Source organism: Streptomyces sp. NPDC058401, assembly GCF_042722885.1.
Lineage (GTDB): Bacteria > Actinomycetota > Actinomycetes > Streptomycetales > Streptomycetaceae > Streptomyces.
On the sequence record NZ_JBHXKA010000019.1, the window covers coordinates 66,323 to 89,446 of the forward strand.

General features: G+C 72.6%; 21 protein-coding genes, 1 tRNA gene and 1 riboswitch. Of the genes, 7 read left to right on the forward strand and 15 right to left on the reverse strand.

Features of this window, described 5'->3' with window-relative positions; translation table 11 throughout:
• Positions 1-35 precede the first annotated feature (35 nt).
• Positions 36-2,102, forward strand: coding sequence for a phosphocholine-specific phospholipase C (locus tag ACFWNV_RS10085; RefSeq protein ID WP_383943341.1), 2,067 nt, complete (start codon positions 36-38; stop codon positions 2,100-2,102).
• 62 nt (positions 2,103-2,164) lie between these two features.
• Here the strand turns inward: ACFWNV_RS10085 and ACFWNV_RS10090 are convergent, their stop codons facing one another.
• The 3 genes from ACFWNV_RS10090 to ACFWNV_RS10100 form a co-directional block, all read right to left on the reverse strand.
• Positions 2,165-4,114, reverse strand: coding sequence for a hypothetical protein (locus tag ACFWNV_RS10090; RefSeq protein WP_383943344.1), 1,950 nt, complete (start codon positions 4,112-4,114; stop codon positions 2,165-2,167).
• Positions 4,115-4,277: 163 nt separating this feature from the next.
• The gene (locus ACFWNV_RS10095) at positions 4,278-5,909 is read right to left on the reverse strand and encodes a phosphodiester glycosidase family protein (protein ID WP_383943347.1); all 1,632 of its coding nucleotides are present in this window, start codon (positions 5,907-5,909) and stop codon (positions 4,278-4,280) included.
• A 174-nt stretch (positions 5,910-6,083) separates the two neighbouring features.
• Positions 6,084-6,157: transfer RNA gene (locus ACFWNV_RS10100), tRNA-Pro, on the reverse strand.
• A gap of 108 nt (positions 6,158-6,265) precedes the next feature.
• Between ACFWNV_RS10100 and ACFWNV_RS10105 the strand changes: the two genes are divergently transcribed.
• Positions 6,266-6,772 carry a DUF309 domain-containing protein gene (locus ACFWNV_RS10105; protein ID WP_383943350.1) on the forward strand — a complete coding sequence of 169 codons (507 nt, stop codon included), beginning with the start codon at positions 6,266-6,268 and terminating at the stop codon, positions 6,770-6,772.
• A 25-nt stretch (positions 6,773-6,797) separates the two neighbouring features.
• Here ACFWNV_RS10105 and ACFWNV_RS10110 read toward each other — a convergent pair whose 3' ends face one another.
• Genes ACFWNV_RS10110 through ACFWNV_RS10125 form a run of 4 tightly spaced genes read right to left on the reverse strand, consistent with a single transcriptional unit; the run spans position 6,798 to position 10,060 of the window.
• Complete coding sequence (locus ACFWNV_RS10110) at positions 6,798-7,187, reverse strand: VOC family protein (RefSeq protein ID WP_383943353.1); 390 nt, start codon at positions 7,185-7,187, stop codon at positions 6,798-6,800.
• Between the two features lie 4 nt (positions 7,188-7,191).
• A complete protein-coding gene (locus ACFWNV_RS10115; protein WP_383943356.1) occupies positions 7,192-7,824 on the reverse strand; it encodes a lactate utilization protein C in 633 nt (210 codons plus the stop codon).
• Positions 7,821-9,308: a lactate utilization protein B gene (locus ACFWNV_RS10120; protein WP_383943359.1), complete on the reverse strand. Its 1,488-nt coding sequence runs from the start codon at positions 9,306-9,308 to the stop codon at positions 7,821-7,823. Before ACFWNV_RS10120 ends, ACFWNV_RS10115 begins: the two co-directional genes overlap by 4 nt.
• Complete coding sequence (locus ACFWNV_RS10125; protein ID WP_383943362.1) at positions 9,305-10,060, reverse strand: (Fe-S)-binding protein; 756 nt, start codon at positions 10,058-10,060, stop codon at positions 9,305-9,307. Before ACFWNV_RS10125 ends, ACFWNV_RS10120 begins: the two co-directional genes overlap by 4 nt.
• An 18-nt stretch (positions 10,061-10,078) precedes the next feature.
• Between ACFWNV_RS10125 and cobF the strand changes: the two genes are divergently transcribed.
• Positions 10,079-10,831, forward strand: coding sequence for a precorrin-6A synthase (deacetylating) (gene cobF / locus ACFWNV_RS10130; protein ID WP_383943364.1), 753 nt, complete (start codon positions 10,079-10,081; stop codon positions 10,829-10,831).
• Positions 10,832-10,840: 9 nt separating this feature from the next.
• On the opposite strand, the gene ACFWNV_RS10135 is transcribed toward cobF, so the two are convergent.
• Positions 10,841-11,815, reverse strand: a complete 975-nt coding sequence (locus tag ACFWNV_RS10135; RefSeq protein ID WP_383943367.1) for an alpha/beta hydrolase — start codon at positions 11,813-11,815, stop codon at positions 10,841-10,843.
• Positions 11,816-11,906: 91 nt separating this feature from the next.
• Here ACFWNV_RS10135 and ACFWNV_RS10140 point away from each other — a divergent pair, with 91 nt between their 5' ends.
• Entirely contained in the window at positions 11,907-12,383 is a 477-nt protein-coding gene (locus ACFWNV_RS10140) for a MarR family winged helix-turn-helix transcriptional regulator (RefSeq protein WP_383943370.1), read from the forward strand.
• On the opposite strand, the gene ACFWNV_RS10145 is transcribed toward ACFWNV_RS10140, so the two are convergent.
• Positions 12,380-13,048 carry a response regulator gene (locus tag ACFWNV_RS10145; RefSeq protein ID WP_383943373.1) on the reverse strand — a complete coding sequence of 223 codons (669 nt, stop codon included), beginning with the start codon at positions 13,046-13,048 and terminating at the stop codon, positions 12,380-12,382. The genes ACFWNV_RS10140 and ACFWNV_RS10145 overlap by 4 nt on opposite strands.
• Positions 13,045-14,433 (reverse strand): sensor histidine kinase, encoded by a 1,389-nt coding sequence (locus ACFWNV_RS10150; protein ID WP_383943376.1) that lies wholly within the window; start codon positions 14,431-14,433, stop codon positions 13,045-13,047. Before ACFWNV_RS10150 ends, ACFWNV_RS10145 begins: the two co-directional genes overlap by 4 nt.
• Positions 14,434-14,600: 167 nt before the next feature.
• Between ACFWNV_RS10150 and ACFWNV_RS10155 the strand changes: the two genes are divergently transcribed.
• Positions 14,601-15,008: a DUF2690 domain-containing protein gene (locus tag ACFWNV_RS10155; RefSeq protein WP_383943379.1), complete on the forward strand. Its 408-nt coding sequence runs from the start codon at positions 14,601-14,603 to the stop codon at positions 15,006-15,008.
• Positions 15,009-15,082: 74 nt separating this feature from the next.
• Here the strand turns inward: ACFWNV_RS10155 and ACFWNV_RS10160 are convergent, their stop codons facing one another.
• Both ACFWNV_RS10160 and ACFWNV_RS10165 read right to left on the reverse strand, forming a co-directional pair.
• Positions 15,083-16,309: an aminotransferase class V-fold PLP-dependent enzyme gene (locus ACFWNV_RS10160; RefSeq protein WP_383943382.1), complete on the reverse strand. Its 1,227-nt coding sequence runs from the start codon at positions 16,307-16,309 to the stop codon at positions 15,083-15,085.
• A gap of 38 nt (positions 16,310-16,347) precedes the next feature.
• Positions 16,348-17,271: a LysR family transcriptional regulator gene (locus ACFWNV_RS10165; RefSeq protein WP_383943385.1), complete on the reverse strand. Its 924-nt coding sequence runs from the start codon at positions 17,269-17,271 to the stop codon at positions 16,348-16,350.
• A 106-nt stretch (positions 17,272-17,377) separates the two neighbouring features.
• Between ACFWNV_RS10165 and ACFWNV_RS10170 the strand changes: the two genes are divergently transcribed.
• A complete protein-coding gene (locus ACFWNV_RS10170; RefSeq protein ID WP_383943388.1) occupies positions 17,378-17,761 on the forward strand; it encodes a YybH family protein in 384 nt (127 codons plus the stop codon).
• A 45-nt stretch (positions 17,762-17,806) separates the two neighbouring features.
• On the opposite strand, the gene ACFWNV_RS10175 is transcribed toward ACFWNV_RS10170, so the two are convergent.
• The 3 genes from ACFWNV_RS10175 to ACFWNV_RS10185 form a co-directional block, all read right to left on the reverse strand.
• The gene (locus ACFWNV_RS10175; RefSeq protein WP_383943391.1) at positions 17,807-18,466 is read right to left on the reverse strand and encodes an anaerobic ribonucleoside-triphosphate reductase activating protein; all 660 of its coding nucleotides are present in this window, start codon (positions 18,464-18,466) and stop codon (positions 17,807-17,809) included.
• Positions 18,463-20,241, reverse strand: coding sequence for a ribonucleoside triphosphate reductase (locus ACFWNV_RS10180; RefSeq protein WP_383943394.1), 1,779 nt, complete (start codon positions 20,239-20,241; stop codon positions 18,463-18,465). The genes ACFWNV_RS10175 and ACFWNV_RS10180 overlap by 4 nt, the downstream gene beginning before the upstream one ends.
• 42 nt (positions 20,242-20,283) lie before the next feature.
• A riboswitch (cobalamin riboswitch) is annotated at positions 20,284-20,425 on the reverse strand.
• 140 nt (positions 20,426-20,565) lie between these two features.
• Entirely contained in the window at positions 20,566-22,284 is a 1,719-nt protein-coding gene (locus ACFWNV_RS10185) for an endo-1,3-alpha-glucanase family glycosylhydrolase (RefSeq protein ID WP_383943397.1), read from the reverse strand.
• Between the two features lie 352 nt (positions 22,285-22,636).
• Between ACFWNV_RS10185 and ACFWNV_RS10190 the strand changes: the two genes are divergently transcribed.
• Positions 22,637-23,089, forward strand: coding sequence for a hypothetical protein (locus ACFWNV_RS10190; RefSeq protein WP_383943400.1), 453 nt, complete (start codon positions 22,637-22,639; stop codon positions 23,087-23,089).
• Positions 23,090-23,124: the final 35 nt, after the last annotated feature.

Here is a 23,124-nt window from a genome sequence, read left to right on the forward strand (position 1 = left end):
CTCAGTCACCCCTCGACGTGGAGGTCGTTCCCGCCATGGCAGAACTCAATCGCCGGCGTTTCCTGCAGCTCGCGGGCGGTACCACGGCCCTGACGATGCTGGGCGAGAGCATCGCCCGCGCCGCCGCCATCCCCGCGCAGGGCGCCACCGGCTCCATAGCGGACGTCGAGCACATCGTGGTGCTCATGCAGGAGAACCGTTCCTTCGACCACTACTTCGGCGCGCTGCGCGGTGTCCGCGGCTTCGGCGATCCGCGCCCCGTGACCCTGCCCAGCGGCAAGTCCGTCTGGCACCAGTCCGACGGCACGAAGGAGACGCTGCCCTTCCGGCCGCCGTCAGAGGACCTCGGGATGGAGTTCCTCCAGGGCCTCAACCACGACTGGGCGGGCGGCCAGAGCGCCTTCAACCAGGGCAGGTACGACAACTGGGTACCCGCCAAGACGGCCACCACGATGGCCCACCTGACCCGCGAGGACATCCCCTTCCACTACGCCCTCGCGGACGCATTCACCATCTGCGACGCCTACCACTGCTCGTTCATCGGCTCCACCGACCCCAACCGCTACTACCTCTGGTCGGGCCACACCGGCAACGACGGCCGGGGCGGCGGCCCGGTCCTCAACAACGCCGAGGCAGGCTACGGCTGGACCACCTACCCCGAGCGCCTGGAGGCCGCGGGAGTCTCCTGGAAGGTGTACCAGGACATCGGTGACGGCCTCGACGCCGATGGATCCTGGGGCTGGATCGAGGACGCCTACCGCGGCAACTACGGCGACAACTCGCTGCTGTACTTCAACAGTTACCGCGACGCCCAGCCCGGCAGCGCCCTTCACGAGAAGGCCCGTACGGGCACCAACGCCAAGGCGGGCGAAGGGTACTTCGACAAGCTTCGCGCGGACGTGGTGAACGGCGCCCTCCCCCAGATCTCCTGGATCGCCGCCCCCGAGGCCTTCAGCGAGCACTCCAACTGGCCGTCCAACTACGGCGCCTGGTACATCTCCCAGGTCCTGGACGCGCTCACCGCCGACCCCGACGTGTGGGCGAAGACCGCCCTCTTCATCACCTACGACGAGAACGACGGCTTCTTCGACCACCTCGTCCCGCCCTACGCCCCCGCGAGCGCCGCGCAGGGCCTGTCGACCACGCCCACCGCCCTGGACGTGTTCCCCGGCAAGGCCGGGTACGTGGCCGGACCCTACGGCCTGGGCCCGCGCGTCCCGATGCTCGTCGTCTCCCCCTGGAGCACCGGCGGCTACGCCTGCTCCGAGACCTTCGACCACACCTCGGTCATCCGCTTCATGGAGCAGCGCTTCGGCGTCCACGAGCCCAACATCTCGCCCTGGCGCCGTGCCGTCTGCGGCGACCTGACCTCCGCCTTCGACTTCGCCCGCAAGCACACCGCCCCGGCCCCGCTGCCCGGCACCGACGGCTGGTTCCCGCCGGACCGCGAGCGCCACCCCGACTTCCGGGCCACCCCGCCGGCCCGCGGGACCATGCCGCGCCAGGAGAAGGGCCTGCGCCCCACGCGCGCGCTCAAGTACGCCCCGTACGTGGACGGTTCCGCGCTCGTCTCCGAGGGCAGGTTCCGGCTGACGTTCAGCGGAGGCCCGCAGCTGGGGGCGCAGTTCTACGTCACCTCCGGCAACCGCAGCGACGCCCCCTGGACCTACACCACCGAGGCCGGAAAGTCGATCGCGGACACCTGGAACACGGCCCACTCGGCCGGCGCCACCGACTTGACCGTGCACGGCCCCAACGGCTTCCTGCGCGGCTTCCGCAACCCCGGCACCACCCCCGGCCCCGAGGTCACCGCCCGCCACAACGCGGCCACCGGGAACCTGGACCTCACCCTCACGAACGCCGGGCGCTCCACCGCCACGGTGACGCTGACCAACGCCTACGGCGGCGGCCCGAAGCGCCTCACGATCCCCAGGGGCGCCACCGTCAAGCACACCGTCTCCCTGAAGAACACCCGCCGCTGGTACGACGTGACGGCCACCGCATCCGGCTCCCCGGCCTTCCTGCGCCGCTTCGCCGGCAAGGTGGAGACCGGCGCGGCGGGCCTCTCGGACCCGGCGATCCTGACGGAGCACTCCTCCTGAACGACGAGCGGCGCCGCCGGATCCACCGGCGGCGCCGCACGTGCTGTTCGGGACGGGTCAGCTCAGAAGAGGTTGGTGACGCTGGTCGCCCAGCCGCTCGCGCCGACCAGCTGGGGCTGCTTGAGGCCGGTGGGACCGCCCGGATAGTAGAGCAGGCAGCCGGTGGGGCAGGTGGTGGTGGCCGGCTTGCCCGCGCTGTCCACGTAGTTCACCACGCGCTTGGGATCCGCGGGAGTGGTGGCCCACAGGTCGCCCTGCTCGTCACCCGCCTTGGGCTGGAACTGCTTGTACGGGATGACCTGACCCTCGTCGGTGATCGTCTTGTTGACGACGGTGCCCTGGGCATTGCCGTGACTGACGATCAGCGGGCGGTCGGCGGGACGCCAGCCCCCGGTGGCGTAGGTGGTGCGGGGAGCGAGGCCGAACTTGCCATCCGCGCCGATCTTGCCGGCGTAGAGGTACAGGTTCCCGTCGATCTTGTTGCGGGCGAGGATGTCCTTGACCCCGTCGCCGTTCTGGTCACCGATGCCGAGGATCTCGTAGTTCTTCCAGGTGGTGCCGCCGGTGTAGGAGGGGGCCTTGAAGTCGAAGGGACTGCCCTGTTCCGGGCTCGAATCACCCGGTTTGGTCTGGCCGGAATAGATGCGCAGACGGGCGCCGGAGCAGGCATCGTCCACACATTCGACGACGGCCAGGTCATTGCCCTTCCTGAACCCGCTTTCGGTGCGCTGATCCAGATCGCCGGGGGCGATCATCTGCTGGATTCGCCCCCAGCCCGCGGAACCGAGACCGGGAGGCGGGGTCAGTTCCCGGCGCTTGGCGTGCGAGAAGTCGCCGAACCCATTGCCGGCATAGAGGTAGAGCTTGTTGTCGCTCAAGCGGACAATGGCATCCTCGTAGCCGTCAGGTGCGCCCGTGGGGCTGACCAAGTCGGTGAAGTCACCGCCGTGCGCGATCAGCGCACCCTTCCAGCCGGAGTCCGCGATGGAACGCATCTGCACGCGGCCGGCTCCATTGCCGGTGTAGAGGCGCAGACCGCCGTCTGCTTCGGGGCCCAGTAGGTCGACGAAGCCGTCGCCATTGAGGTCGCCGAGGAGGTCCGAGTACGCCCGGTTCAGCGGAGTCTGCCCGGCCGGGTAGACGAAGGTGGGCGAGAAGGTATTCAGTCTCGTGACGTCGGCGGCATTGTCGGTCGGCGATTTGTTGCCGGCCTTGTCTACGGCGAGGACGTACAGGTTGTGCCCGAACCGTTCCGTGAGAGTGACTTCGGCGGTGGCTTCCGTGCCGCCAGGAGCGAGAGGAATCCAGTTGGCTCCACAAAGCTCGCTGGATACGGAGATGGGGCGGTCCAGGGACCAGCAGAACCCTGCGAGGTCGGTGGCCGGGTTCTTGAACTTGAGGCGCAGCTTGGTGCGCGCCTGCTGAGTGGTGAGGGGGGTGCCGTCCTCTTTGGTGACGGTGACGGGCTCCGTGGGCGGGTCCGCGTCGACGTTGAAGGCACAGTCGGCGGTGAAGGCACTGTAGGCGCCTTCCTCATCCTTGGCGCGAACCTTCCACTTGTAGGCACCGGTGGGCAGGTTCACGCCGGGAACAGTGGTGGTCGACGTGCCGCCGCTCGCCACGGTGGTCGCCTTGGGAACGGGCACGGCCACGCCCGCGGCGGTGGTGACGACGAACTGAGCGGTGACGCTGCCGCCGTCGATGTCGCGCAGGTTCGCGATCAGCGCCAGGCCGCTGTTGCGTGTCCAGCCGTTGCACGGTACCGGCTTGAGGCCGTCGGCCGAAGGCGACCAGAACCCCTCGAAGGCTCCGGCGCTGATGACCTCGGGCTTGGTCGGGGTCGCTGCGGCCGCGCCCGGCGCGTTGAGGAGGTCTACCGCGGTGAGCGGGAGGACGAGCGTGAAAAGGGCGGTGAGTGCGCGGGGCACTCGTCCACCGGCTCTGCGGCGAGTCATGGGTTTCTGCGTCTTCCTGAGAACGTCAAGGACGTGGATCACCGCAGAGTAGGGCATGAAATTCGCAAGGGCACAGTAAAATCCGAGCGGATGTCATCACGACAACGACAAGCCCGATCCCAAATGGTCCACTTCTGGCTGGTCTGGGCCGGTGCGGTTGGGGTCGGGCTCACTCGTTCATTTCGTTCTCGCGGGGCGTTTGCTGCACGAAAGAGAACTGTCAGCCGCCGGTCTTGGCGGACTCCAGCAGCAGGACGTTGCCCAGGTAGCGCGGACCCGTGGCGTCCGAGGGGCGGTTGACGATGCCCGAGGGGGCGGTGACCATCACGCTCGAACCGCCGCCGTCGAGGTTCAGCGCCTCCCGGGCGCCCAGGTCCTTCATCAGCTTCGCGGCGGCGGCCACGCCCAGGCCCGAACTCCACCCGGCCCGGCGCCCGTCCACGACGGCCAGCAGCAGCCTCCCCTGGGCGTCGATGCCGAGCATGGTGCGCGGGTTGCCGCGTACCACCCAGTTGTAGGTGAAGGTCTGGTCGGCTCCCTGGCGGATGATGCCGTCGGCGAGGGCGTTGACCGCGATCTGCCCGTCGCGGATCAGCGTCGGGCCGGTCTGGACGATCGTGGTGTCCCGGGTGAGCGGGACCTGGTGCCCGGCGCCGTCCAGAACGCGCTGGACGATGCGCAGCCGGGCGCCGGTACGCGCGTGCGCGAGCAGCCAGTCGGCGCTCTCGCCGATGGCCTGGAGGGTGGAGCCGCCCGCGGGCGGCTTGGCCCCGCGCGTGCGGTGCACCGCCGTCACCCGGTCGTTGCGGTCCAGGACCACCTCGGCGCCCGCTCCGGTCGGCGGGGTGCTCCACTCGGGGGTGAAGCGGACGATCTCGCTGTCGTCGGTGCACTTGAGGTCGTGCTGCGGGTGCTGGGTGGGCAGGTCGCCGCCGACGCCCCCGCAGTTCCAGATCTCGCCGGGTATCCGGTTGATGCCGTCGACCTCGCGGGTGGAGCCGCCCGCGCCGACCGTGATCCGCGTGGTGTACGTGTCGACGTCGAACTTCCGCCCGCCGTCCGTGATCCTGACCCCGCTGCGCCCCTGGGTGGCGCCGCTCAGCAGCCGGCCGTCCTTCACGTACAGCCCGAGCGACGCCTTGTCGGCGAACCACTGGGCGTTGACGCCCGCCAGCGCCCCGGCGGCTGCCGCCAGGTCGGGCAGCTTCTCGTGGACGTCGATGTTCGGGCCGAAGTCGCTGGCCAGACGGCCGGTGAACCGCTTGAAGTCCACCCGCAGGACGAACACCCGCTGGAGGGCGTCGGCGTCCGTGCCGTCCTGCGCCGTGTACCGGGTGTCCCCGGCGAACCCGGCCGCTTTGACCTGGGCGAGCGCGGCCGTCGCCGCGCCCTGGTCGGCGTACCGCCCGATCCGCACGGTCCAGCCCAGCGTGCCGGCCGGGCGGTCGGCGAAGGCGGGGATGAGGACGCGTTCCACCCGGGGGTCGAAGCCCTTGGCCCGCAGGGCCCCGGCCACCTGGTCGGCCCGCGCCTTGGCGCCGAGGGCCGCGGTGGCCGAGCCGTACGGCCCGTCGGCGGTCAGGGGCTGGTTCACGTGGACGGTCCACACGTCGTCGGCGTCGGTCCGGCCGAGGACCAGGGAGGTCTGGGTGACCCCCGGAGCGAGCACGACGGACCGCACCGAGGTGGCGGACGGGAGCGTGAGGGGCCCGACGTTCGTGGCGTCCAGCAGCTGCGGTGTCGGGGCCGGCCGTTCGGCGGCTCCGGTTGCCGGCGCCGTACCGAGGGCCGTGACCACGCAGAAGGCGAGGACGGCGGCGGACGACGCGGCTGCCTGCGATGTCTTGCGCATACGACGCTCCCTGGAGGTGAGGTGGTACGTCCTCTCAGTGCAGGGGCGTCATGTGGCGTGTGGCGCAACTCCGCTTGCTGCGCACGTGAATTCCGCGCAAGGGTCACACGAAAAAGACCGAAGGGCCGTTTCAGATTTCTCTGAAACGACCCTTCGGTCTACGACTCTTTCGAGTCGGGACGACAGGATTTGAACCTGCGACCCCTTGACCCCCAGTCAAGTGCGCTACCAAGCTGCGCCACGTCCCGATGTGCTTCTGATCTGGGGTTTCCCCCGTCCCTGCGGCACATGCAGAACATTACCCCACGGCGAGGGGTGTGCATGCACGGGTTATCGGCGCGGGGGAGGATGGGGACGTGAACGTACGGGATCGGGACGGTGAGGGGCGGGCGCGGAACGCTCGGCCCAGGGACGGGCTGGGGCGGCCGCTGCCCTACGGGGCCCAAGGGGTGGAACGGCAGGCCGAAGGGGTGGTGCGGGAGCCCGGGGAGACCGTGCGCGAGGCGCAGCGGCTGCTGGACGCGGGGATGCCCTTCCACGCGCACGAGGTGTTCGAGGACGCGTGGAAGTCCGGGCCCGCGGAGGCGGCCCCGCTGTGGCGGGCGCTGGCGCAGCTGGCGGTCGGGCTGACGCACGCCGCGCGCGGGAACGCGGTCGGCGGGGCGCGGCTGCTGCGCCGCGGAGCCGCTGCCCTGGCCGGGCTGGACGGGCCGGACAAAGCCGGGGACGGCCCTCCGTACGGGATGGACCTCCCCGGGCTGGCCGGGTGGGCCCGGGAGCTGGCGGTACGGGTGGAGGCCGGCGCGGCCGTCGACGCGGCGGCCGAGGCCCCGCAGCTCACGGGCGGCCCCGGCCCGGCCTGATCCCGGGCCGACGCCCGGCCGGGGCCTACGCCGGCTGGAGGAGGTCCCAGCGGTTGCCGTAGAGGTCCTGGAAGACGGCGACCGAGCCGTACGCCTCGTGGCGCGGCTCCTCCAGGAAGCGGACGCCCTCGGCGGTCATCCGGGCGTGGTCGGCGGTGAAGTCGTCGGTGTAGAGGAAGAAGCCGACGCGGCCGCCCGTCTGGTCGCCGACGCGGGAGCGCTGGGCGTCGTCCTTGGCGCGGGCCAGCAGGAGGGCGGATTCCGTGGCGCCCGGCGGGCGCACCACGACCCAGCGGGAGCCGTCGGGCCGCGCGGTGTCCTCGACGAGGTCGAAGCCGACGGCGCGGGTGTAGAAGTCGATGGCCTCGTCGTAGTCGTGGACCACGAGGGCGGTGAGGGCGAGGTGGGAGGGCATGTCCTCATTGTGCGCCGAGCAGGACCACTTCCAGGGTGCGGGGGCCGTGCACGCCCTCCACCCGGTCCAGCTCGATGTCGCTGGTGGCGGAGGGGCCGGAGATCCAGGTCAGGGGGCGGGTGGGGTCCAGCAGGGGAAGGGCCTGCGGGACGGAGTCCACCACCTGGCCGGGGACGCGGACCACGCAGATGTGGTGGTCGGGGACGAGGGTGATCCGGCGCCGCCCCGACGCGGGGCCGCCGTCGAGGACGAGCGTGCCGGTCTCGGCGATCGCCAGGGCGCAGCCGGTCACCACGCTGTCCACGGAGTCCAGTTGGTACGGGGTGGAGTCCGCGCGGTCGTGGACCGTGGCCGCGTCGACGGCCGCCGTCCAGTACGGGGGCAGCCCGGGCGGTACGAGCACCGAGGACGCTCCGCGCTCGGCGAGGAGGCGGGCCAGCAGCGCGGCGATGCCGTCCTCACCGACCCGGTGCACCTTGGCCCGGTACTCCGTGAGGTTCGCGGCGAGCAGGTCCACGGTCTCGGCCGGGGTGCGGGCGCCGTGGACCTGGAGGTAGTCCCGGGGGATCGCGGTGTCCGGGCGCGGCTCGGGCAGGGCCCGGCGGATGCGGGCCAGGATCTGTTCCCTGGTGCTCATGGGCGTGCCTCCTTCTCGCGCGCCGCCCACCAGTCGCGGAACGAGCGCTCGGGGAGCTCCGGCAGCTCCCTGCTGTCCGTCCAGGCCCGCCCCGGCCCCGGCAGCCGGCGCGGTTGCAGCCGCCGGGCCCGGGCCAGCAGCCGCTCCCCCGCGCGCAGCGCGCCCGGGCGGTCGAGGAGGAGCCGGGCGGCCCGCATGGCGGCCCGTTCCGCGGTGTGGCCGTCGGCGGGGCGGAGCCGGACCCGGATGCCCTCGCGGGTCACCGGGCCGCCCTGGACCACGCGTTCGCGCAGGTGGACCAGTACCTCGGGGATGTCGATGGCGACCGGGCAGACCTCGTAGCAGGCTCCGCACAGGGTGGAGGCGTAGGGCAGGGTGGCGTCGATCTCGCTCCCGGTGCCGCGGAGCTGGGGGCTGAGGATGGCGCCGATCGGGCCCGGGTAGACGGAGCCGTAGGCGTGGCCGCCGGCGCGCTCGTACACCGGGCAGACGTTGAGGCAGGCCGAGCAGCGGATGCAGCGCAGGGCCTGGCGGCCCACCTCGTCGGCGAGGGTGTCGGTGCGGCCGTTGTCGAGGAGGACGAGGTGGAAGGCGGAGGGGCCGTCGCCGTCGGGCCCGTTCGGCGGCCCGAGCCCGGTCCACATGGTCGTGTACGGGTTCATCCGCTCCGCGGTCGAGGAGCGGGGCAGCGTCTGGAGGAAGATCTCCAGGTCGCGGAAGGTCGGGACCACCTTCTCGATGCCGACCACCGAGATCAGGGTCTCGGGCAGGGTCAGGCACATCCGGCCGTTGCCTTCGGACTCGAAGACGACCAGGGTGCCGGTCTCGGCGACCATGAAGTTGGCGCCGGACACGGCGACTTTGGCCCGCAGGAACTTCTCGCGCAGGTGCAGCCGGGCCGCTTCGGCGAGCTCGCGCGGGTCGTCGCCCAGCCCCTCGGGGGCCGGGCGGCCCCAGCCGCCCATCTCCGCGGCGAAGATGTCGCGGATCTCGCCACGGTTGCGGTGGATGGCCGGGACCAGGATGTGGGAGGGCCGGTCGTGGCCGAGCTGGACGATGAGCTCGGCGAGGTCGGTCTCGTACGCGGCGATCCCGGCGGCCTCCAGCGCCTCGTTGAGGCCGATCTCCTGGGTGGCCATGGACTTGACCTTGACGACCTCCGTCTCCCCGGTGGCCCGGACCAGGTCCGTCACGATGCGGTTGGCCTCGTCGGCGTCGGCCGCCCAGTGGACGGTGCCGCCCGCGGCGGTGACGGCGGCCTCCAGCTGGAGCAGGTACCGGTCGAGGTGCGCCAGCGTGTGGTCCTTGACCGCCTTGCCGGCCGCGCGCAGCCGGTCCCAGTCCTCCAGTTCGGCGACGGCACGGGCCCGCTTGTCGCGGATGGTGTGCGTGGCGTGCCGGAGGTTGGCGCGCAGCACCTCGTCCCGTACGGCTTCGCGGGCCGCGTCGGGGAAGGCCGGCATGCCGAGGTAGGTGCCCGTCATAGGAGTGGTTCCTCTTCCGTCGCGGCCAGGATCTCGGCGAGGTGCAGGGCCCGCAGCGGGGCGCCCTGCCGGCGCAGGATGCCGTCCAGGTGGGCGAGGCAGGAGTTGTCGGCGCCGCAGAGCACCTCGGCGCCCGTGGACAGCGCGTGGCCGGTCTTGTCGGTGCCCATCGCCGCCGATACGTCCGGGTTCTTGACGGCGAAGGTCCCGCCGAAGCCGCAGCACTCCTCGGCGCCGGGCAGTTCACGCAGTTCCAGGCCGCGTACGGCGGCGAGCAGCCGGCGGGGCCGGTCGCCGAGCCCGAGGCCGCGCAGGCCGTGGCAGGACGGGTGGTAGGTGACGGTGTGCGGGAAGTACGCGCCGACGTCGGTCACCCCGAGGACGTCGACCAGGAACTCGGTGAGCTCGTACACGCGCGGTACGAGGTCCTCGGCCAGCGCGGCCAGCGCGGGGCCCCGGCCCTCGGCCTCGGCCGCGCGCCCGATCCGGGGGTAGTGGGCGCGGACCATGGCGGCGCAGGAACCGGACGGGGTGACCACGTACTCGTGTCCCGCGAAGGCCTCGGCGGTGCGCCGGACCAGCGGTTCGGCCTCGCGCCGGTAGCCGGTGTTGTACTGCGGCTGCCCGCAGCAGCTCTGCGCGGCGGGGAAGTCCACGGTGACCCCGAGCCGCTCCAGGAGGCGGACCACGGCGATGCCCGTGCGCGGGTACAGCGCGTCGTTGACGCAGGTGACGAACAGGGCGGCGCGCATGACGGGCAGAATAGCCCGGTGAAGAAGTTCTCAGTGATCGGCATAGGCGCGGGCGACCCGGACCACCTGACCCTCCAGGCGGTCAGGGCGATCGGCGCGGCGGACGCATTCCTCATCCTGGAGAAGGGCGAGGAGAAGGCGGATCTGACCGGGCTGCGGCGCGCGATGCTCGACGCGCACGCCCGCCCCGGACACCGGCTGGTGGAGGGCCGCGATCCCGACCGCGACCGGACGCCCTCCGACTACACCCCCACCGTGGACGGCTGGCGCAGCGCGCGGGCCGAGCTGTTCGAGCGGTTCATCGCCGAGGACCTGGCGGAGGGCGAGACGGGCGCGTTCCTGGTGTGGGGCGATCCCTCGCTCTACGACTCCACCCTCGCGATCCTCGACGAGGTGCTGGAGAAGGGCCGGGTCGCCTTCGAGCACGAGGTCGTGCCGGGCATCAGCAGCATCTCCTCGCTGCTGGCCCGCCACCGCACCACCCTGAACCGGGTGGGCCGCCCGGTCCAGATCACCACCGGGCGCAGGCTCGCGGAGGGCTGGCCGGACGGCGTGGACGACGTGGTGGTGATGCTGGACGCCCGGCACGCCTTCACCGCCCACCTCGACCAGGACCTGTACATCTACTGGGGTGCGTACGTCGGCACCCCCGACGAGATCCTGGTCTCGGGAAAGCTGGCGGAGGTCGCCGGCCGGATCGAGGAGCTGCGGACCGAGGCCCGCGCCCGCAAGGGCTGGATCATGGACACGTACCTGCTCCGGCGCGACTAGGAAGACGGTCTACCAGGCCTTCTCTGCTGCGCGCGCCAGGGCGTCGGTGACGAACCGGGCGGCGCGGTCCAGGGCCGCGTCGGCCTCGTCGAGCAGACCTTCGAAGGCCTGGAAGACGTGGGGGACGTCCGCGGTGACGTCGAGCCGGACGTCGACCCCGGCCGCGGCCGCCCGGGCGGCGAACCGGGTGGAGTCGTCCAGCAGGACCTCGTTGGAACCGGCCTGGAGCAGCAGCGGGGGCAGCCCGGCCGGGTCCGCGTGGAGGGCCGGGCTCAGCAGCGGCTGGGCGGGGTCCTGTCCGGCCAGGTGGTGGGTGAAGACGGCGGCCAGGTCGGCGCGGGTGAAGACCGGGTCGGCCTCGTGCTTCGTGGTCATGCTCTCGCCCGAGAGGGTGGCGTCCAGGCCCGGGGAGAAGACGACCGCGGCGGCCGGCAGCGGCAGTCCGGCCTCGCGGGCGGTGAGCAGCGTGACGATGGCGAGGCCACCGCCGGCCGAGTCCCCCGCCAGGACGATCCGCCCGGCCGGAACCCCCTGGTCCAGCAGTCCGCGGTAGGCGGCGAGGCCGTCCTCCACCGCGGCGGGGAAGGGGTGTTCGGGGGCGAGCCGGTAGTCCACCGAGACGGCGCGCACTCCGGTGCGGCGCACCAGGGCGGCGGTGAGCTGCAGGGCCGTCTCGGGTGAGCCGAAGACCCAGGCTCCGCCGTGGAAGTAGAGGATCGTCGCGGGGTCCGTCCCCGTAGCCGTCGCGGGGTCCGTCGCGGGGGCCGTCCCCGCGGCCGTCCCAGCGGCGGGGCCGCCCTCGGGTTCGACGGTCAGGGCGGGACGCCCGCCGAGCACGGAGGGGGTGACGGTCACCCCGGCCGGGGCCGGGCCCGCGGTCATCTGGGCCTCGAAGTCCTTGCGCATCCGCTCCGGCGGGAGGCTGCCGTCGAACGGGACCTGGCGCATCAGGGCGTCGACCGTCGCGCGCTGTGCCGTGCTCATGGGATCCTCCGGATGACGTTTCCTTCTTGGGAAGTTCTTCATCAGGAACTATATTCCCAGGAATATCATTCCCGCGAATCTGGAGTTGAGCGTGACCGACCTCGCGCAGGTGTTCATGGACCTCGTCCGCTGCGAGATCAGGCTCTACAACGCGCTGGGCGACCGCCTGCGAACCGAACACGGCCTGACGATGGGCCAGTTCGAGTTCCTGCGCATCATCGACGGGCGGGCCGGCTGCCGGGTCAACGACCTGGCCCAGGAGGCCGCCATCACCGTCGGGGCGACCAGCAAGGGGGTGGACCGCCTGGAGGCGGCCGGCTGGGCGGTCCGGCGGCCCCATCCCGGCAACCGCCGCTCGTCCCTGCTGGAGCTGACCCCCGAGGGAGCCGCGCTGCTGGCCGCCGCCACGCCCACGTTCGAGGAAGGGCTGCGCTCCCTGCTCGCCGGGCCGCTGACGGCCGACTCGCTGGAACACCTGGCGTCCACCGTCGCCCTGCTGCGCCGGACGCTGGAGGACGCCCCGGCGGGGACCCCCGCCGAACAGCCCGGCCCGGCGGCGACCGCTTAGACCGCGCCTCCCGGGACGACGAGCCCCGTCTCGTACGCCACGACCACGGCCTGTGCCCGGCTGTCCAGGGCCAGCTTGCTCATGGTCCGGTTGAGGTGGGTCTTGACGGTGGCCTCGCTGATGAAGAGCAGCTCGGCGATCTCCGTGTTCGACAGCCCGCGCGCCGTCAGCCGCAGCACCTCCCGCTCGCGGGCGGTGAGTGCGTCGAGGGCGGCCGGGGTGTCCGGCACCGGGTCCGCGCGGTTCACGTAGGCCTCGATGAGGCGCCGCGTCACGCTCGGGGCGAAGAGCACGTCGCCGCGGGCCACCGCCGCGACCGCCTCCAGCAGCCGCTCCGGGCCGGTGTCCTTCAGCAGGAAACCGGAGGCTCCGGCGCGCAGGGCCGCGTACACGTACTCGTCGAGGTCGAAGGTGGTCAGGACGAGGACGCGGGGCAGCGGGTCCACCGCTGCCGCGAGGATCCGCTCGGTGGCGGCCGGACCGTCGAGCCCGGGCATCCGGATGTCCATCAGGATCACGTCCGGGCGGGTGGCGGCCGCGCGGGCCACGGCGTCCTCGCCGTCCTCGGCCTCACCGACCACCTCGATGCCGGGCGCCGCCTGGAGCAGGGCCGCCAGTCCGGCCCGGATCAGGACCTGGTCGTCGACGACGAGGACCCGGATCACACCGACGGCCGGTTCTCCGGCCCGAGGGGACGCGCGGGGGTGACGGGCGCGGTAGTGACCGGCAAGGTGAGGCGCACGCTGAATCCCCCCTCGGTCCGCGGGCCGACGACCACTGTTCCGCCGTAGAGCCTCGCGCGTTCGCGCATGCCGATCAAGCCGTGCCCCGGCCCCGGGACAACGTTGGCCGGATCTGGTCGGCCCGCACGGACGCCGCCCGCTGCGCCCACCGCACTCACCGCGCCCGCAGTTCCCACTGCGCCTCCGTCGTCGGTGACCGTGACCTCCAGGGCGTGCGGGAGGTGGGCGACGAGGACGTCGGCGCGGGCCGCGGGAGCGTGCTTGATGACGTTGGTCAGGGCCTCCTGGACGACCCGGTACGCGCACAGTTCCACACCCGGCGGCAACGGCCGCGGGGCGCCCTGCGTCCGCAGTACGACGGGAACGCCCGTGGCCCGCACCCGCCGGGCCATCTCCGCGAGCCCCGCCAGGCCGGGTATGGGCGCGTACGGGGTCCGCTCGCCGTCCCGGTCCTCCTCCGCGGGCGCGCCGGGCCGGACGTCCGCCTCCTCGTCGCCGCCCGAACGCAGCAGGGTCAGCATGCGCCTCAGTTCGCGCAGCCCCTCCTGGCTGGTCTCGGCGATCGTGCCGAGCGCCGCCCGGGCCTTGTCCGGCGCGGTCGGGAAGACGTAACCGGCCATCCCCGCCTGCACGCTGATGACGGACATGTGGTGGGCGACGATGTCGTGGAGCTCCCGGGCGATGCGCCGCTGCTCCTCGGTGACCGCGCGGCGGGCCCGCCACTCCTGCTCGCGGTGCAACTGGGCCGTGACGGCTGCCAGTTGGTGATTGCGTTCGCCGAGCCGGCGGGCGCCGTTGCCGAACGCCGCCACCACCGCGGGGACGCACAGGGCCTGCAGCACCGCCACCCACATCCCCAGCCCCAGCGCATGGGCGCTCAGCCCGCTGAGGAAGACCACGACCGCGGTCAGCGCCGTGCACGCGGCGACGGTACGGGGCGGGCGGTGGGCCGCGACCCCGTACAGGGCGACCAGGGGGCCCCAGAAGTTGAGGGAGGGCGAGTACCCGGCGGCGAGGTACCCGGTGTAGGCCAGGCAGCAGGCGACGAGGACGGAGACCGGGGCGGTCCTGCGCAGGACGAGGGGCAGCCCGACCAGCACGGTGAGCAGGTAGGCGGCGGCGTCGAACCGGGGCCAGCCCGCCGGCCTGTACTGGTGTCCGGTGACGACCGCGACCCCGGTCAGGCCCAGGGCCATCAGGGCGTCGGCCAGCCGGGGGTCGACGGAGCGGAACCGGTCAGCCGCCGCCCGCCAGGCCCAGGTGCGCATCGGCGAACCGTACGCGGCAGGGCGGGCGTTGGTCGTCATACCAGGGGTGTAGCGGGCGGGGGTCCCGTACTGACGCGGAGGTTTACCGGCGGGGTCCACTCTGCGGTTGACGCCGGGCGGGTGCCGTCCGGGAGACCGTACGGAGGTCCGACCGACGGCACGCCGCCCGGCGTGCCGATCACCTCGACGCTCCACAGGGGGATCCCATGCTGTTCACCAGGAAGGCCGCCGTCCTGACGGCGGGCATCGCACTCGTCGCCGGCCTCGGCCTCACGGGCACCACCGCACAAGCGGCGGGCACCGGGGTGCTGGCCTGTTCCACCAGCGACGGCGTGACGAAGCGGACGAGCACCGTCGACACCATCCAGATCGAGCTGCGCTACAGCCCGTCCACGCGCTGCGGCTGGGGCCGCATCTACGCGGCCGACCCGGGCGACATGGTGTGGGTGGACCGTTCCAGCAACGGCGGCAGCAGTTGGACCGCGCTGGGCGTGACCACCGTCCAGTCCGGCACGGACACCCACACCCCGCCGTTCAACGACGCCGGCTACCTGATGCGGGCCTGCGCCAAGAACGACTCCACCCAGCACGTCCACTGCACCGGCTGGTACTGAGCCGCCCCCGGCCGTGCGGCCGCCCCGGCCTCGTGGACGGGCAGCCGCACGGCCGGCACGGCCCGTGACCGCTGCTAGCGGAGGTAGGCGGGGAGCACCTCGGCGAGCCGCTCGTACTCCTCGGCCCGGTTGTAGATCTGCCCGCTCACCCGGATCCCGCCGCCGCCCGGCCAGGGCCAGATCAGGACCCGGATCCGCTGCTCGGCCGCGAGCCGCTCGCGCAGGCCCTGGGCGGCGTCCGGGGTCTCGGCCACCCCGGGCGGCAGCCGCAGCGTGCGCAGGGCGAGGCCCTCGGTGTACGGGAGCGGGGCGACCGCGGGGATCTCGGCGAGCAGGGCCGCGCCGTAGGCGGCGAGGGCGCTGTTGTGGGCCCGCACCTTGGCGGCGTCGAGCTCCTCCAGCAGGTCCAGCCCCTCCGGGGCGGCGAGCCAGCCGGTGTAGTCGTAGGTGGCGCGGTTCTCCACGGAGCGCGGGAAGCCGTAGTGGTCCTCCCAGGACGGGACCGGCGGGCGGACCCGGTCGCGGTGCTGCGGGGCGACGGCCAGCATCGCGGTGCCGGAGGGGGCGTAGGCCCACTTGTGGAGGTTGCCGAACCAGAAGTCGGCGCCCCCGCCCAGGGGGTCGGGGATCATCCCGGGGGCGTGGGCGCCGTCCACGATGGTGGTGACGCCCCGCTCGGCGAGTTCGGCGAGCAGCCGGGGCGAGGCGATGAGCCGGGCGGTGGGCGAGCTGATGTGGTCGAGTACGGCGACCCGGGTCCGCGGGGTGAGCCCGGCCAGCACGGTCTCCCGTACGGCGTCCTCGTCGGGGAGGTCGGTGCCCAGGGCCACGGTGGTGAGGGGGGCGCGGCGGGCGGCGGCCGCGACGACCGTGCCGTAGCCGTGGTCGGTGACCAGGATCTCGTCGCCGGCGGCGAACTCCACGGCGTCGAGGGCCACGTTGGCGGCCTCGGTGGCGTTGGACACGAAGGCGAGCCCGTCCGGATCGCCGCCGAGCCGGGCGGCGATCCGGGTCCGGGCCGCGACGAGCCGGTCGGGGGCGCCGATGAAGAAGGCGTCGGGATCGGCGTGCGCCTGTGCCCGGAGGGCGGCCTGCGCCTCCTGGACGGGGACGGGTACCGCGCCGAACGACCCGTGGTTCAGGTGGGCGATCTCCTCGGAGAGCCGGAACAGCGCCCGGCCGCCGGGGAATTCGGCGGGGCGGCGTACGGACCCGCCGCGCGTGGCGGCGCCGGCCCGGCCGGCGGTGTCGGCGTGATCGGCGCGGGGGGTCCGGTCGGTCGGCTCTGCGGGCTGGGTCACGTGGGGTCTCCGTGGATGCGGCGCGGCTGTCGGCCCGATCATGCCCCGCCGTCCACCGGAGCGACAGTCCCTCCTCCGGCCATCGGCGCCGCGAAGGCGCGGCGGCACCGCAGGAGCAGCTCCCGTAGGGCGGGACTGCGGGTATCGCGCCAGACCAGGGACAGCAGGGCCGGGATCTCCACGTCCTCGATGGTCCGGGCGGTGAGCCGGTCGCGATAGGAATCGGCCATCGAGGCGCTCAGGACGGCGACCCCGAGCCCGCGCGCCGCGAGGTCCGCCACGGCATCGGCGGCGCCGGCCTCCAGGGCGATCGCGGGCCGCAGCCCCTGTCCGGCGCAGGCCTGGTCGAGCACCGTACGCAGCCCCGTGCCCGGGGGCATGCAGATGACCGGGTACCCGCCGAGGTCGCGGAGGGTCACCCGGTCCGCCACGGCCAGCGGATGCCCTGCCGGGACCACGACGACCAGGCGCTCGCTGATGAGGGTGAACGCCTCCAGTCCCTCGGGGGTGGTGGCGGCGGTTCCGACGAGGGCGAGGTCGACGGCGCCGGCGCGCACCGCCTGGACGAGGCGGTCGGAGTTGTCCTCCAGCAGGGCGATCTCCACGCCGGGGTGGGCCCGGTGGAAGGCGGCGAGGGCGTCGAAGAGGGGGGTGATGGTGCAGCCGACGACCATGCCGACGGTGAGGCGGCCCCGGATCAGGCCGGTCACCTCCCCTACCGCCTGGGCGAGGGCCCCGGTGGCGGCGAGGGCGGTGCGGGCGTGTTCCAGAGCGGCCTTGCCCGCGACGGTGAGGGTGGCGGTGCGGGAGGACCGGTCGAAGAGTTCGGCGCCCAGTTCCTCTTCGAGGCGGCGGATCTGGGCGCTGACACCGGACTGGCTGATGTGGACGCGTTCGGCCGCGCGCGTGAAGTTCTGCTCCTCGGCCACCGCGACGAAGTATTCGAGCTGCCTCAGTTCCATGACTGTGGATTCTAGCTTCCAGCAGAACCAGCTGTTGGACTTCTGGTGCGGCGGGCGTCAGGCTTGGAACACAGAGCACACCCCGGTTCCAGCACAGGAGGCAGCGATGTCGGACTACGCGTCGTACGAGAAGGCCCTGCAGCCCGAGGACATCACCCGCCTGTTCGTCGAGCGGTCCAACGCCGGCGACGCGGCCGGGGTGGCCGCGCTCTACGAGGAGGACGCCGTGATGGCCTTCCCGCCCGGCGAGCTGACGGTGGGCCGGGAGGCCATCCGCGCCCTGTGGGAGCAGGTGCTGGTGAACCGGCCGCACTTCGAGCCGGAGCCCCCGCTGCCGACGCTCGTGAGCGACGGCATCGCCCTCACCTCCACCCCGCCGAGCGACGGCACCGGGGCGCGGGCCCAGGTCGTACGCCGCCAGCCCGACGGCAGCTGGCTGCGGCTGCTGGACCAGCCCGAGTTCGCCCCGGCCCCCGGCGGAGCCGCGTAGGCGGGGTGCGCAGGGAGGCGCGTCCGGGGTGAGCAGGGGGGCGCGTCAGGCGGCCGGCGGTCGCATGGTCTGGCGGAGCGTGGGGCGTGCGCCCAGGTCCGCGAGCCAGTCGTCGAGGTCGGTCATGGCGGGCGGGTCCAGGTGGGCCGGGTCCACCGTGGTGCGGAGCTGGTGGGGAACCCCCGAGGCGAGCAGGAGGCGCAGGCTGCGCTCCGCCGAGGCGGCCGCGTGGCCGATGCCGGTGACCCGCTCGTAGCGGCCGGGCGGAGCCTTCACGTCGAAGCCGACCCAGTCCAGCAGGCCCGCGTCGAGCAGCCGGGTCAGCCGCCGGGGGAAGGCTCCCCCGGTGTGGAGCCCGACCTCCAGGCCCAGCGCACGGGCCTCCCGTACCGCCTGCGGCAGACCGCGCTGGAGCAGCGGTTCCCCGCCGGAGAAGACGATCCCGTCGAGCAGCCCCGTCCGGCGGGCGAGGTGGCCGAGCACCTCGTCCCAGGAGACGGCGGCGGGGGCCCGGGCGGGCAGCAGACCGGGGTTGTGGCAGTAGCCGCACCGCCAGGGGCAGCCCTGGCAGAAGACGGTGGTGACCAGCCGGCCGGGCCAGTCGCAGGTGGACAGCCGGGACCAGCCGCCGATGCGGATGACCCCGTCCGGCTGCGCGGTGGCGCTCACGCCTTCGCTCGCCCCGCCGGCCGCTGCGGCGCTCACACCGTCGCCTTGAAGTGGACGCGCTCGGCGTGTTCGCCCTTCTTGCCGATGTTGAAGGAGGACACGGGGCGGTGGTAGCCCATGACCCGGGTCCAGACCTCGCACGCCGCCCCGCAGGTGGGGCAGTTCGGCTGCTCCCCCGCCAGGTAGCCGTGGTCCGCGCAGATGGAGAAGGTCGGGGTCACCGTCAGGTAGGGGAGCCGGAAGGTCTCCAGCGAGCGCCGGACCAGCTTGGCGCAGGCCTCCGCCGTCGGGATCCGCTCGGGGGTGTACAGGTGCAGGACGGTGCCGCCCGTGTACTTGCCCTGCAGTTCGTCCTGGCGCTCCAGCGCCTCGAAGGGGTCGTCGGTCCAGCCGACGGGCAGCTGCGAGGAGTTGGTGTAGTACGGGTTGGCGTCGGTGCCGGCCTGGAGGATGCCGGGGAAGCGGGCCCGGTCCTCCTTCGCGAAGCGGTACGTCGTGCCCTCGGCGGGGGTGGCTTCCAGGTTGTAGAGGTGGCCGGTGCTCTCCTGGAAGTCGACCATCCGGGCCCGGACCCGGTCCAGGAGGCGGACCGCGAGGGCGTGGCCCTCGGGGGTGGTGATGTCGTGGGCGTCCGCGCTGAAGTTGCGGACCATCTCGTTGATCCCGTTGACCCCGATGGTGGAGAAGTGGTTGCGCAGGGTGCCCAAGTACCGCTTGGTGTAAGGGAAGAGACCGCCGTCGATCAGGTCCTGGACGGTGATCCGCTTGATTTCGAGACTGTCCTTGGCGAGTTCGCACAGCCGGTCCACCTCGGCCAGCAGCCCCGGCTCGTCGCCCGCGTAACGGTGCCCGAGGCGGGCGCAGTTGAGGGTGACCACGCCGAGCGAGCCGGTCTGCTCGGCGCTGCCGAAGAGGCCGTTGCCGCGCTTGAGGAGCTCGGTCAGGTCGAGCTGGAGCCGGCAGCACATGGAGCGGATCATGTGGGGTTCGAGCTCGGAGTTGATGAAGTTCTGGAAGTACGGGAGCCCGTACTTGGCCGTCATCGCGAAGAGCCGCTCGGCGTTCTCGCTCTCCCAGGGGAAGTCCCGGGTGATGTTGTAGGTCGGGATGGGGAAGGTGAACACCCGCCCGGCGGCGTCGCCTTCGGTCATCACCTCGATGTACGCCCGGTTGATCATGTCCATCTCGGCCTGGAGCTCGCCGTAGGTGAAACCGGTCTCCTCCCCCGCGACCACCGGGATCTGCTCGCGCAGGTCCTCGGGGCAGGTCCAGTCGAAGGTGAGGTTGGTGAAGGGGGTCTGGGTGCCCCAGCGCGAGGGCACGTTGAGGTTGTGCACGAGCTCCTGGACGCACTGCCTGACCTGGTCGTACGTCAGCGCGTCGAGGCGGACGTAGGGCGCCAGGTAGGTGTCGAAGGAGGAGAAGGCCTGGGCGCCCGCCCATTCGTTCTGCAGGGTGCCGAGGAAGTTCACGATCTGGCCGACGGCCGAGGACAGGTGCCTGGGCGGGGCGGAGTCGATCTGTCCGGGCACTCCGTTGAAGCCCTCGGTCAGCAGGGTGCGCAGGGACCAGCCGGCGCAGTAGCCGGAGAGCATGTCCAGGTCGTGGATGTGGAGGTCGCCCTCGCGGTGGGCGCGGGCCACGGCGGCGGGATAGACCTGTTCCAGCCAGTAGTTCGCGGTGACCTTGCCGGCGGCGTTGAGGATGAGTCCGCCGAGCGAATAGCCCTGGTTGGCGTTGGCGTTCACCCGCCAGTCCCGGCGGTCCAGGTATTCGGTCACGGTCTCTACGGCGTCGACGACAGCAGTCACGGCAGCCCTCCCACGAGGCTCGGCACGGAAGAATGGCGGGCACTCTTGAAGGCCCTTGCCGGCAGGTGTCGGACTCGTCCGCCGTGGCGGACTCACCGTTGCGGGGCAGTCCCGGATTCCCACCGGGTTCCCTGTTGCCTCGGTCGGGGAGAGGCCCCGCCGAACCGGCAAGGCCAACACTACATATAGATGTGAGAGCTGAAGGCCACCACTACATATGGGGTGACGAAGGTCCCGAGCCACGGGACTTCAGCCCCTGCGGAACGGTGCCGGAGCCCCGGGACCGCGCCGGACCCCGGCGGATCGCGCCGGGGCCCCGCGTGCTCAGCTCCGGCCGCTGGTGGCGGCGTAGTACTGGAGGTCCTGCACCTCCACCGTGCGGTCCACCCGGTAGCGCAGCTCCACCCGGGCCCCGGCCTTGCCTTCGCGGACCACGGACGCCGAGCCGGTGCCCGGAGCCAGGGGCAGCAGTTCGGCGTGGACCCCGGCCGGGGCCGCGTGCGTGTCCCCGGCCGCGCCCACGGCCGTACGGATGCTCGCGGGCGCGGTCAGGAAGCTCAGCACCTCCACCGTGTCCCGGGCCGCGGCGCTGCCGCCGCGCAGCGCCATCACGAGGGACTGGGCGCCGCTCGGGTCCGCGGCGGCGAACTGGGTGCGCGAGCTCAGGTACAGCGTGTCGCGGACGATCTTCGGCCAGCCGCCGGTCTTGAACCGGGTGAGGTAGTACGAGGAAAGGTCCAGGTAGGCGTGGCCGTTGTGCAGGGAGGGCGCGAACTGGCTGCCCTCGCTGTAGTCGTTCCACGTGGTGAGCTGGACCCAGTCGGCCCCGTCCTCGATGGCGCGGTTCCATGTGGCGCGCAGGGTCGCGGTGTTGCCCGCCTCGTCGTAGATGCCCTGGTTGGGGCGGGCGTCCTGGACCGATACGGGCTGCATCCAGATCTTGCCCGCGGCGTGGGCGCGCCGCACGTCGCGCGTGGAGCTCTCCTGGCCGACGTAGCTGCGGCTGCCCCACTCGGAGAATCCGTAGCTGATCGGCCCGAACTCGCCGCTGTGCGCCCCGAAGTCGAGGAAGAGGGGGACGAAGGCGGTACGGATGCCGTGCCGGGACTTCAGGATGTCCATGACCGTGGTCCACCAGGCGACGCTCTTCTCCTCCGCCTTGAACGGCGAGACGACCAGCCGTCCGTCGGGGAGCCGGTGGGCCGCCGGGGCCCTGCCGAGTTCGGCGAGGAGGTCGGCGAGCACGGCCGGGTCGTCGGTGCCCAGGGAGGTCATGTCCGGCATCAGCATGACCTTGAAGCCCGGATCCACCGAACGGGCGGCTTCCATCAGCAGGTTGCAGCGTTCCCGGTTCTTCCCCGTCAGGGAGAGCAGGTCGAGGGTGAACCCGTCGATGCCGGCGGCGCGGGCCGTGCGGACCTCCTGCTGGAGGTTGGCGAGCTCCCAGTTCCCGGTCTTGGGCGGGACGGGCAGCGGCCGGTCGCGGAGCAGGCCGCCGTAGCGCTCGTGCTTGCCGTTCTCGCCGTCCGGGGTCAGGTAGTTGCGGGTGTAGTAGTCGGCGTCGGCGCCGACGTTGTCCAGGGAGAGCGGGTACGGGGTGAAGTAGTGGGCGAAGACCAGCTTCTTGCCGGCGGCGCCGGAGCGCAGGGCGGCCGGCTGCGGCAGGTCGAAGGGCAGGGCTCCGGCGGGGCGCGCTCCGCCGTCCGCGCCCGATCCCTGGGCCTTCGGGTCCGGGGCCGGCCCGCCCGGGCTCTGCGGGGCGGGGGTGCCCGGGCCGGTGGTGGCGGGGTTGGTGGTGGCGGGCGCGGGGCCGCCGTCGGGGGTGCCGGGCAGGATGCCGCCCGGGTCGGGTGCCGGGCGGGCCCCCCGCGCGCCGGTGACGGTGTGGGGGTCCCAGGCGAGGCCGGTCGCGGCGCAGACGCCCACGAGGAGGAAGGCGGACAGGAGGAGGCTCAGCAGAGGTCTTCGGTGCCGGAAGCCCGCACGGCGCCGGTGCGACGCGGGTCTCGCGCCCCGCCCTGCCCGACGCCGGTCCGCACTCATCTTGACCCCTCCCCCGAACGATGCCGCGCCGGGCCCGAACTTCGGGCCGTACAGCAGCAGTAGAGCGGATTCCGGCCCCCCGGACAACCGTTCCCCGGGGTCCGGGACGGGGCTGCTGGGGCACACGGGGCGCAGCGACGCGGATCTCGCCGTTCGGGGTGGGGTGGGTGCCGCGCGCGGTTGGACAAAGGGATGTGACCTGTACAACTGCAACGATCATCGGGCGGCACGGGCGTTTCACCGGAATAGGGAATTCCCCTGGCCTTTCACGAAAACTGGCGCATAATCGTCTCCATGCGGCTTGAAACGACCCTCTTGCCGCAGGTCACGCATGCAGGGGGGCATCGTGCCGATGAGGGATTCCAGAGGCGCCGGAACGTTCCCGGCGACCTCCGCGGAGCTGTCCCGTCTCTTCACCGCCGTGCGGCGGGGCAAAGTACTGACCGTCACCGGGCGGTTCAGCGAGCCCCGGAGCCAGCTGGTGCGGGAGATAGGGCAACGGCTCTCGTCCAATTTCTACGACGGCGTCGCCGTGGTGTCCATGGACCGCCGCTTCGGCGTCCGCGACCTGACGGCCGCGCTGGGCTGCGTACCGGGCATGCCGTTCCTGCCGTGCGGGACGTCGAACGCGGCGTCCTGGCTGGCGGAGCGCGACATGCTGCTGGTCCTCGACGGCTGCGAGCACCTCGCGTCCGAGGCCCTGGACTGGCTGCGCGAGCTGCTCGCCGTGGCTCCCGGACTGCGGGTGCTGGCCGCCGGACGCGACCCGCTGGCCTTCGCGCCGGACCAGGTGCACCGGCTCTGACCGGACGTGCGGACGGGTCCGCCCCGGCCGGCGAC

Excerpts from the sequence above, each read along its gene's own strand:
- ACFWNV_RS10085 (WP_383943341.1), top strand. The coding sequence starts at position 36 with ATGGCAGAACTCAATCGCCGGCGTTTCCTGCAGCTCGCGGGCGGTACC.
- ACFWNV_RS10090 (WP_383943344.1), bottom strand. The coding sequence starts at position 4,114 with ATGCCCTACTCTGCGGTGATCCACGTCCTTGACGTTCTCAGGAAGACG.
- ACFWNV_RS10095 (WP_383943347.1), bottom strand. The coding sequence starts at position 5,909 with ATGCGCAAGACATCGCAGGCAGCCGCGTCGTCCGCCGCCGTCCTCGCC.
- ACFWNV_RS10110 (WP_383943353.1), bottom strand. The coding sequence starts at position 7,187 with ATGCCCTCCCACCTCGCCCTCACCGCCCTCGTGGTCCACGACTACGAC.
- ACFWNV_RS10115 (WP_383943356.1), bottom strand. The coding sequence starts at position 7,824 with ATGAGCACCAGGGAACAGATCCTGGCCCGCATCCGCCGGGCCCTGCCC.
- ACFWNV_RS10120 (WP_383943359.1), bottom strand. The coding sequence starts at position 9,308 with ATGACGGGCACCTACCTCGGCATGCCGGCCTTCCCCGACGCGGCCCGC.
- ACFWNV_RS10125 (WP_383943362.1), bottom strand. The coding sequence starts at position 10,060 with ATGCGCGCCGCCCTGTTCGTCACCTGCGTCAACGACGCGCTGTACCCG.
- ACFWNV_RS10135 (WP_383943367.1), bottom strand. The coding sequence starts at position 11,815 with ATGAGCACGGCACAGCGCGCGACGGTCGACGCCCTGATGCGCCAGGTC.
- ACFWNV_RS10150 (WP_383943376.1), bottom strand. The coding sequence starts at position 14,433 with ATGACGACCAACGCCCGCCCTGCCGCGTACGGTTCGCCGATGCGCACC.
- ACFWNV_RS10155 (WP_383943379.1), top strand. The coding sequence starts at position 14,601 with ATGCTGTTCACCAGGAAGGCCGCCGTCCTGACGGCGGGCATCGCACTC.
- ACFWNV_RS10165 (WP_383943385.1), bottom strand. The coding sequence starts at position 17,271 with ATGGAACTGAGGCAGCTCGAATACTTCGTCGCGGTGGCCGAGGAGCAG.
- ACFWNV_RS10170 (WP_383943388.1), top strand. The coding sequence starts at position 17,378 with ATGTCGGACTACGCGTCGTACGAGAAGGCCCTGCAGCCCGAGGACATC.
- ACFWNV_RS10185 (WP_383943397.1), bottom strand. The coding sequence starts at position 22,284 with ATGAGTGCGGACCGGCGTCGGGCAGGGCGGGGCGCGAGACCCGCGTCG.
- ACFWNV_RS10190 (WP_383943400.1), top strand. The coding sequence starts at position 22,637 with ATGAGGGATTCCAGAGGCGCCGGAACGTTCCCGGCGACCTCCGCGGAG.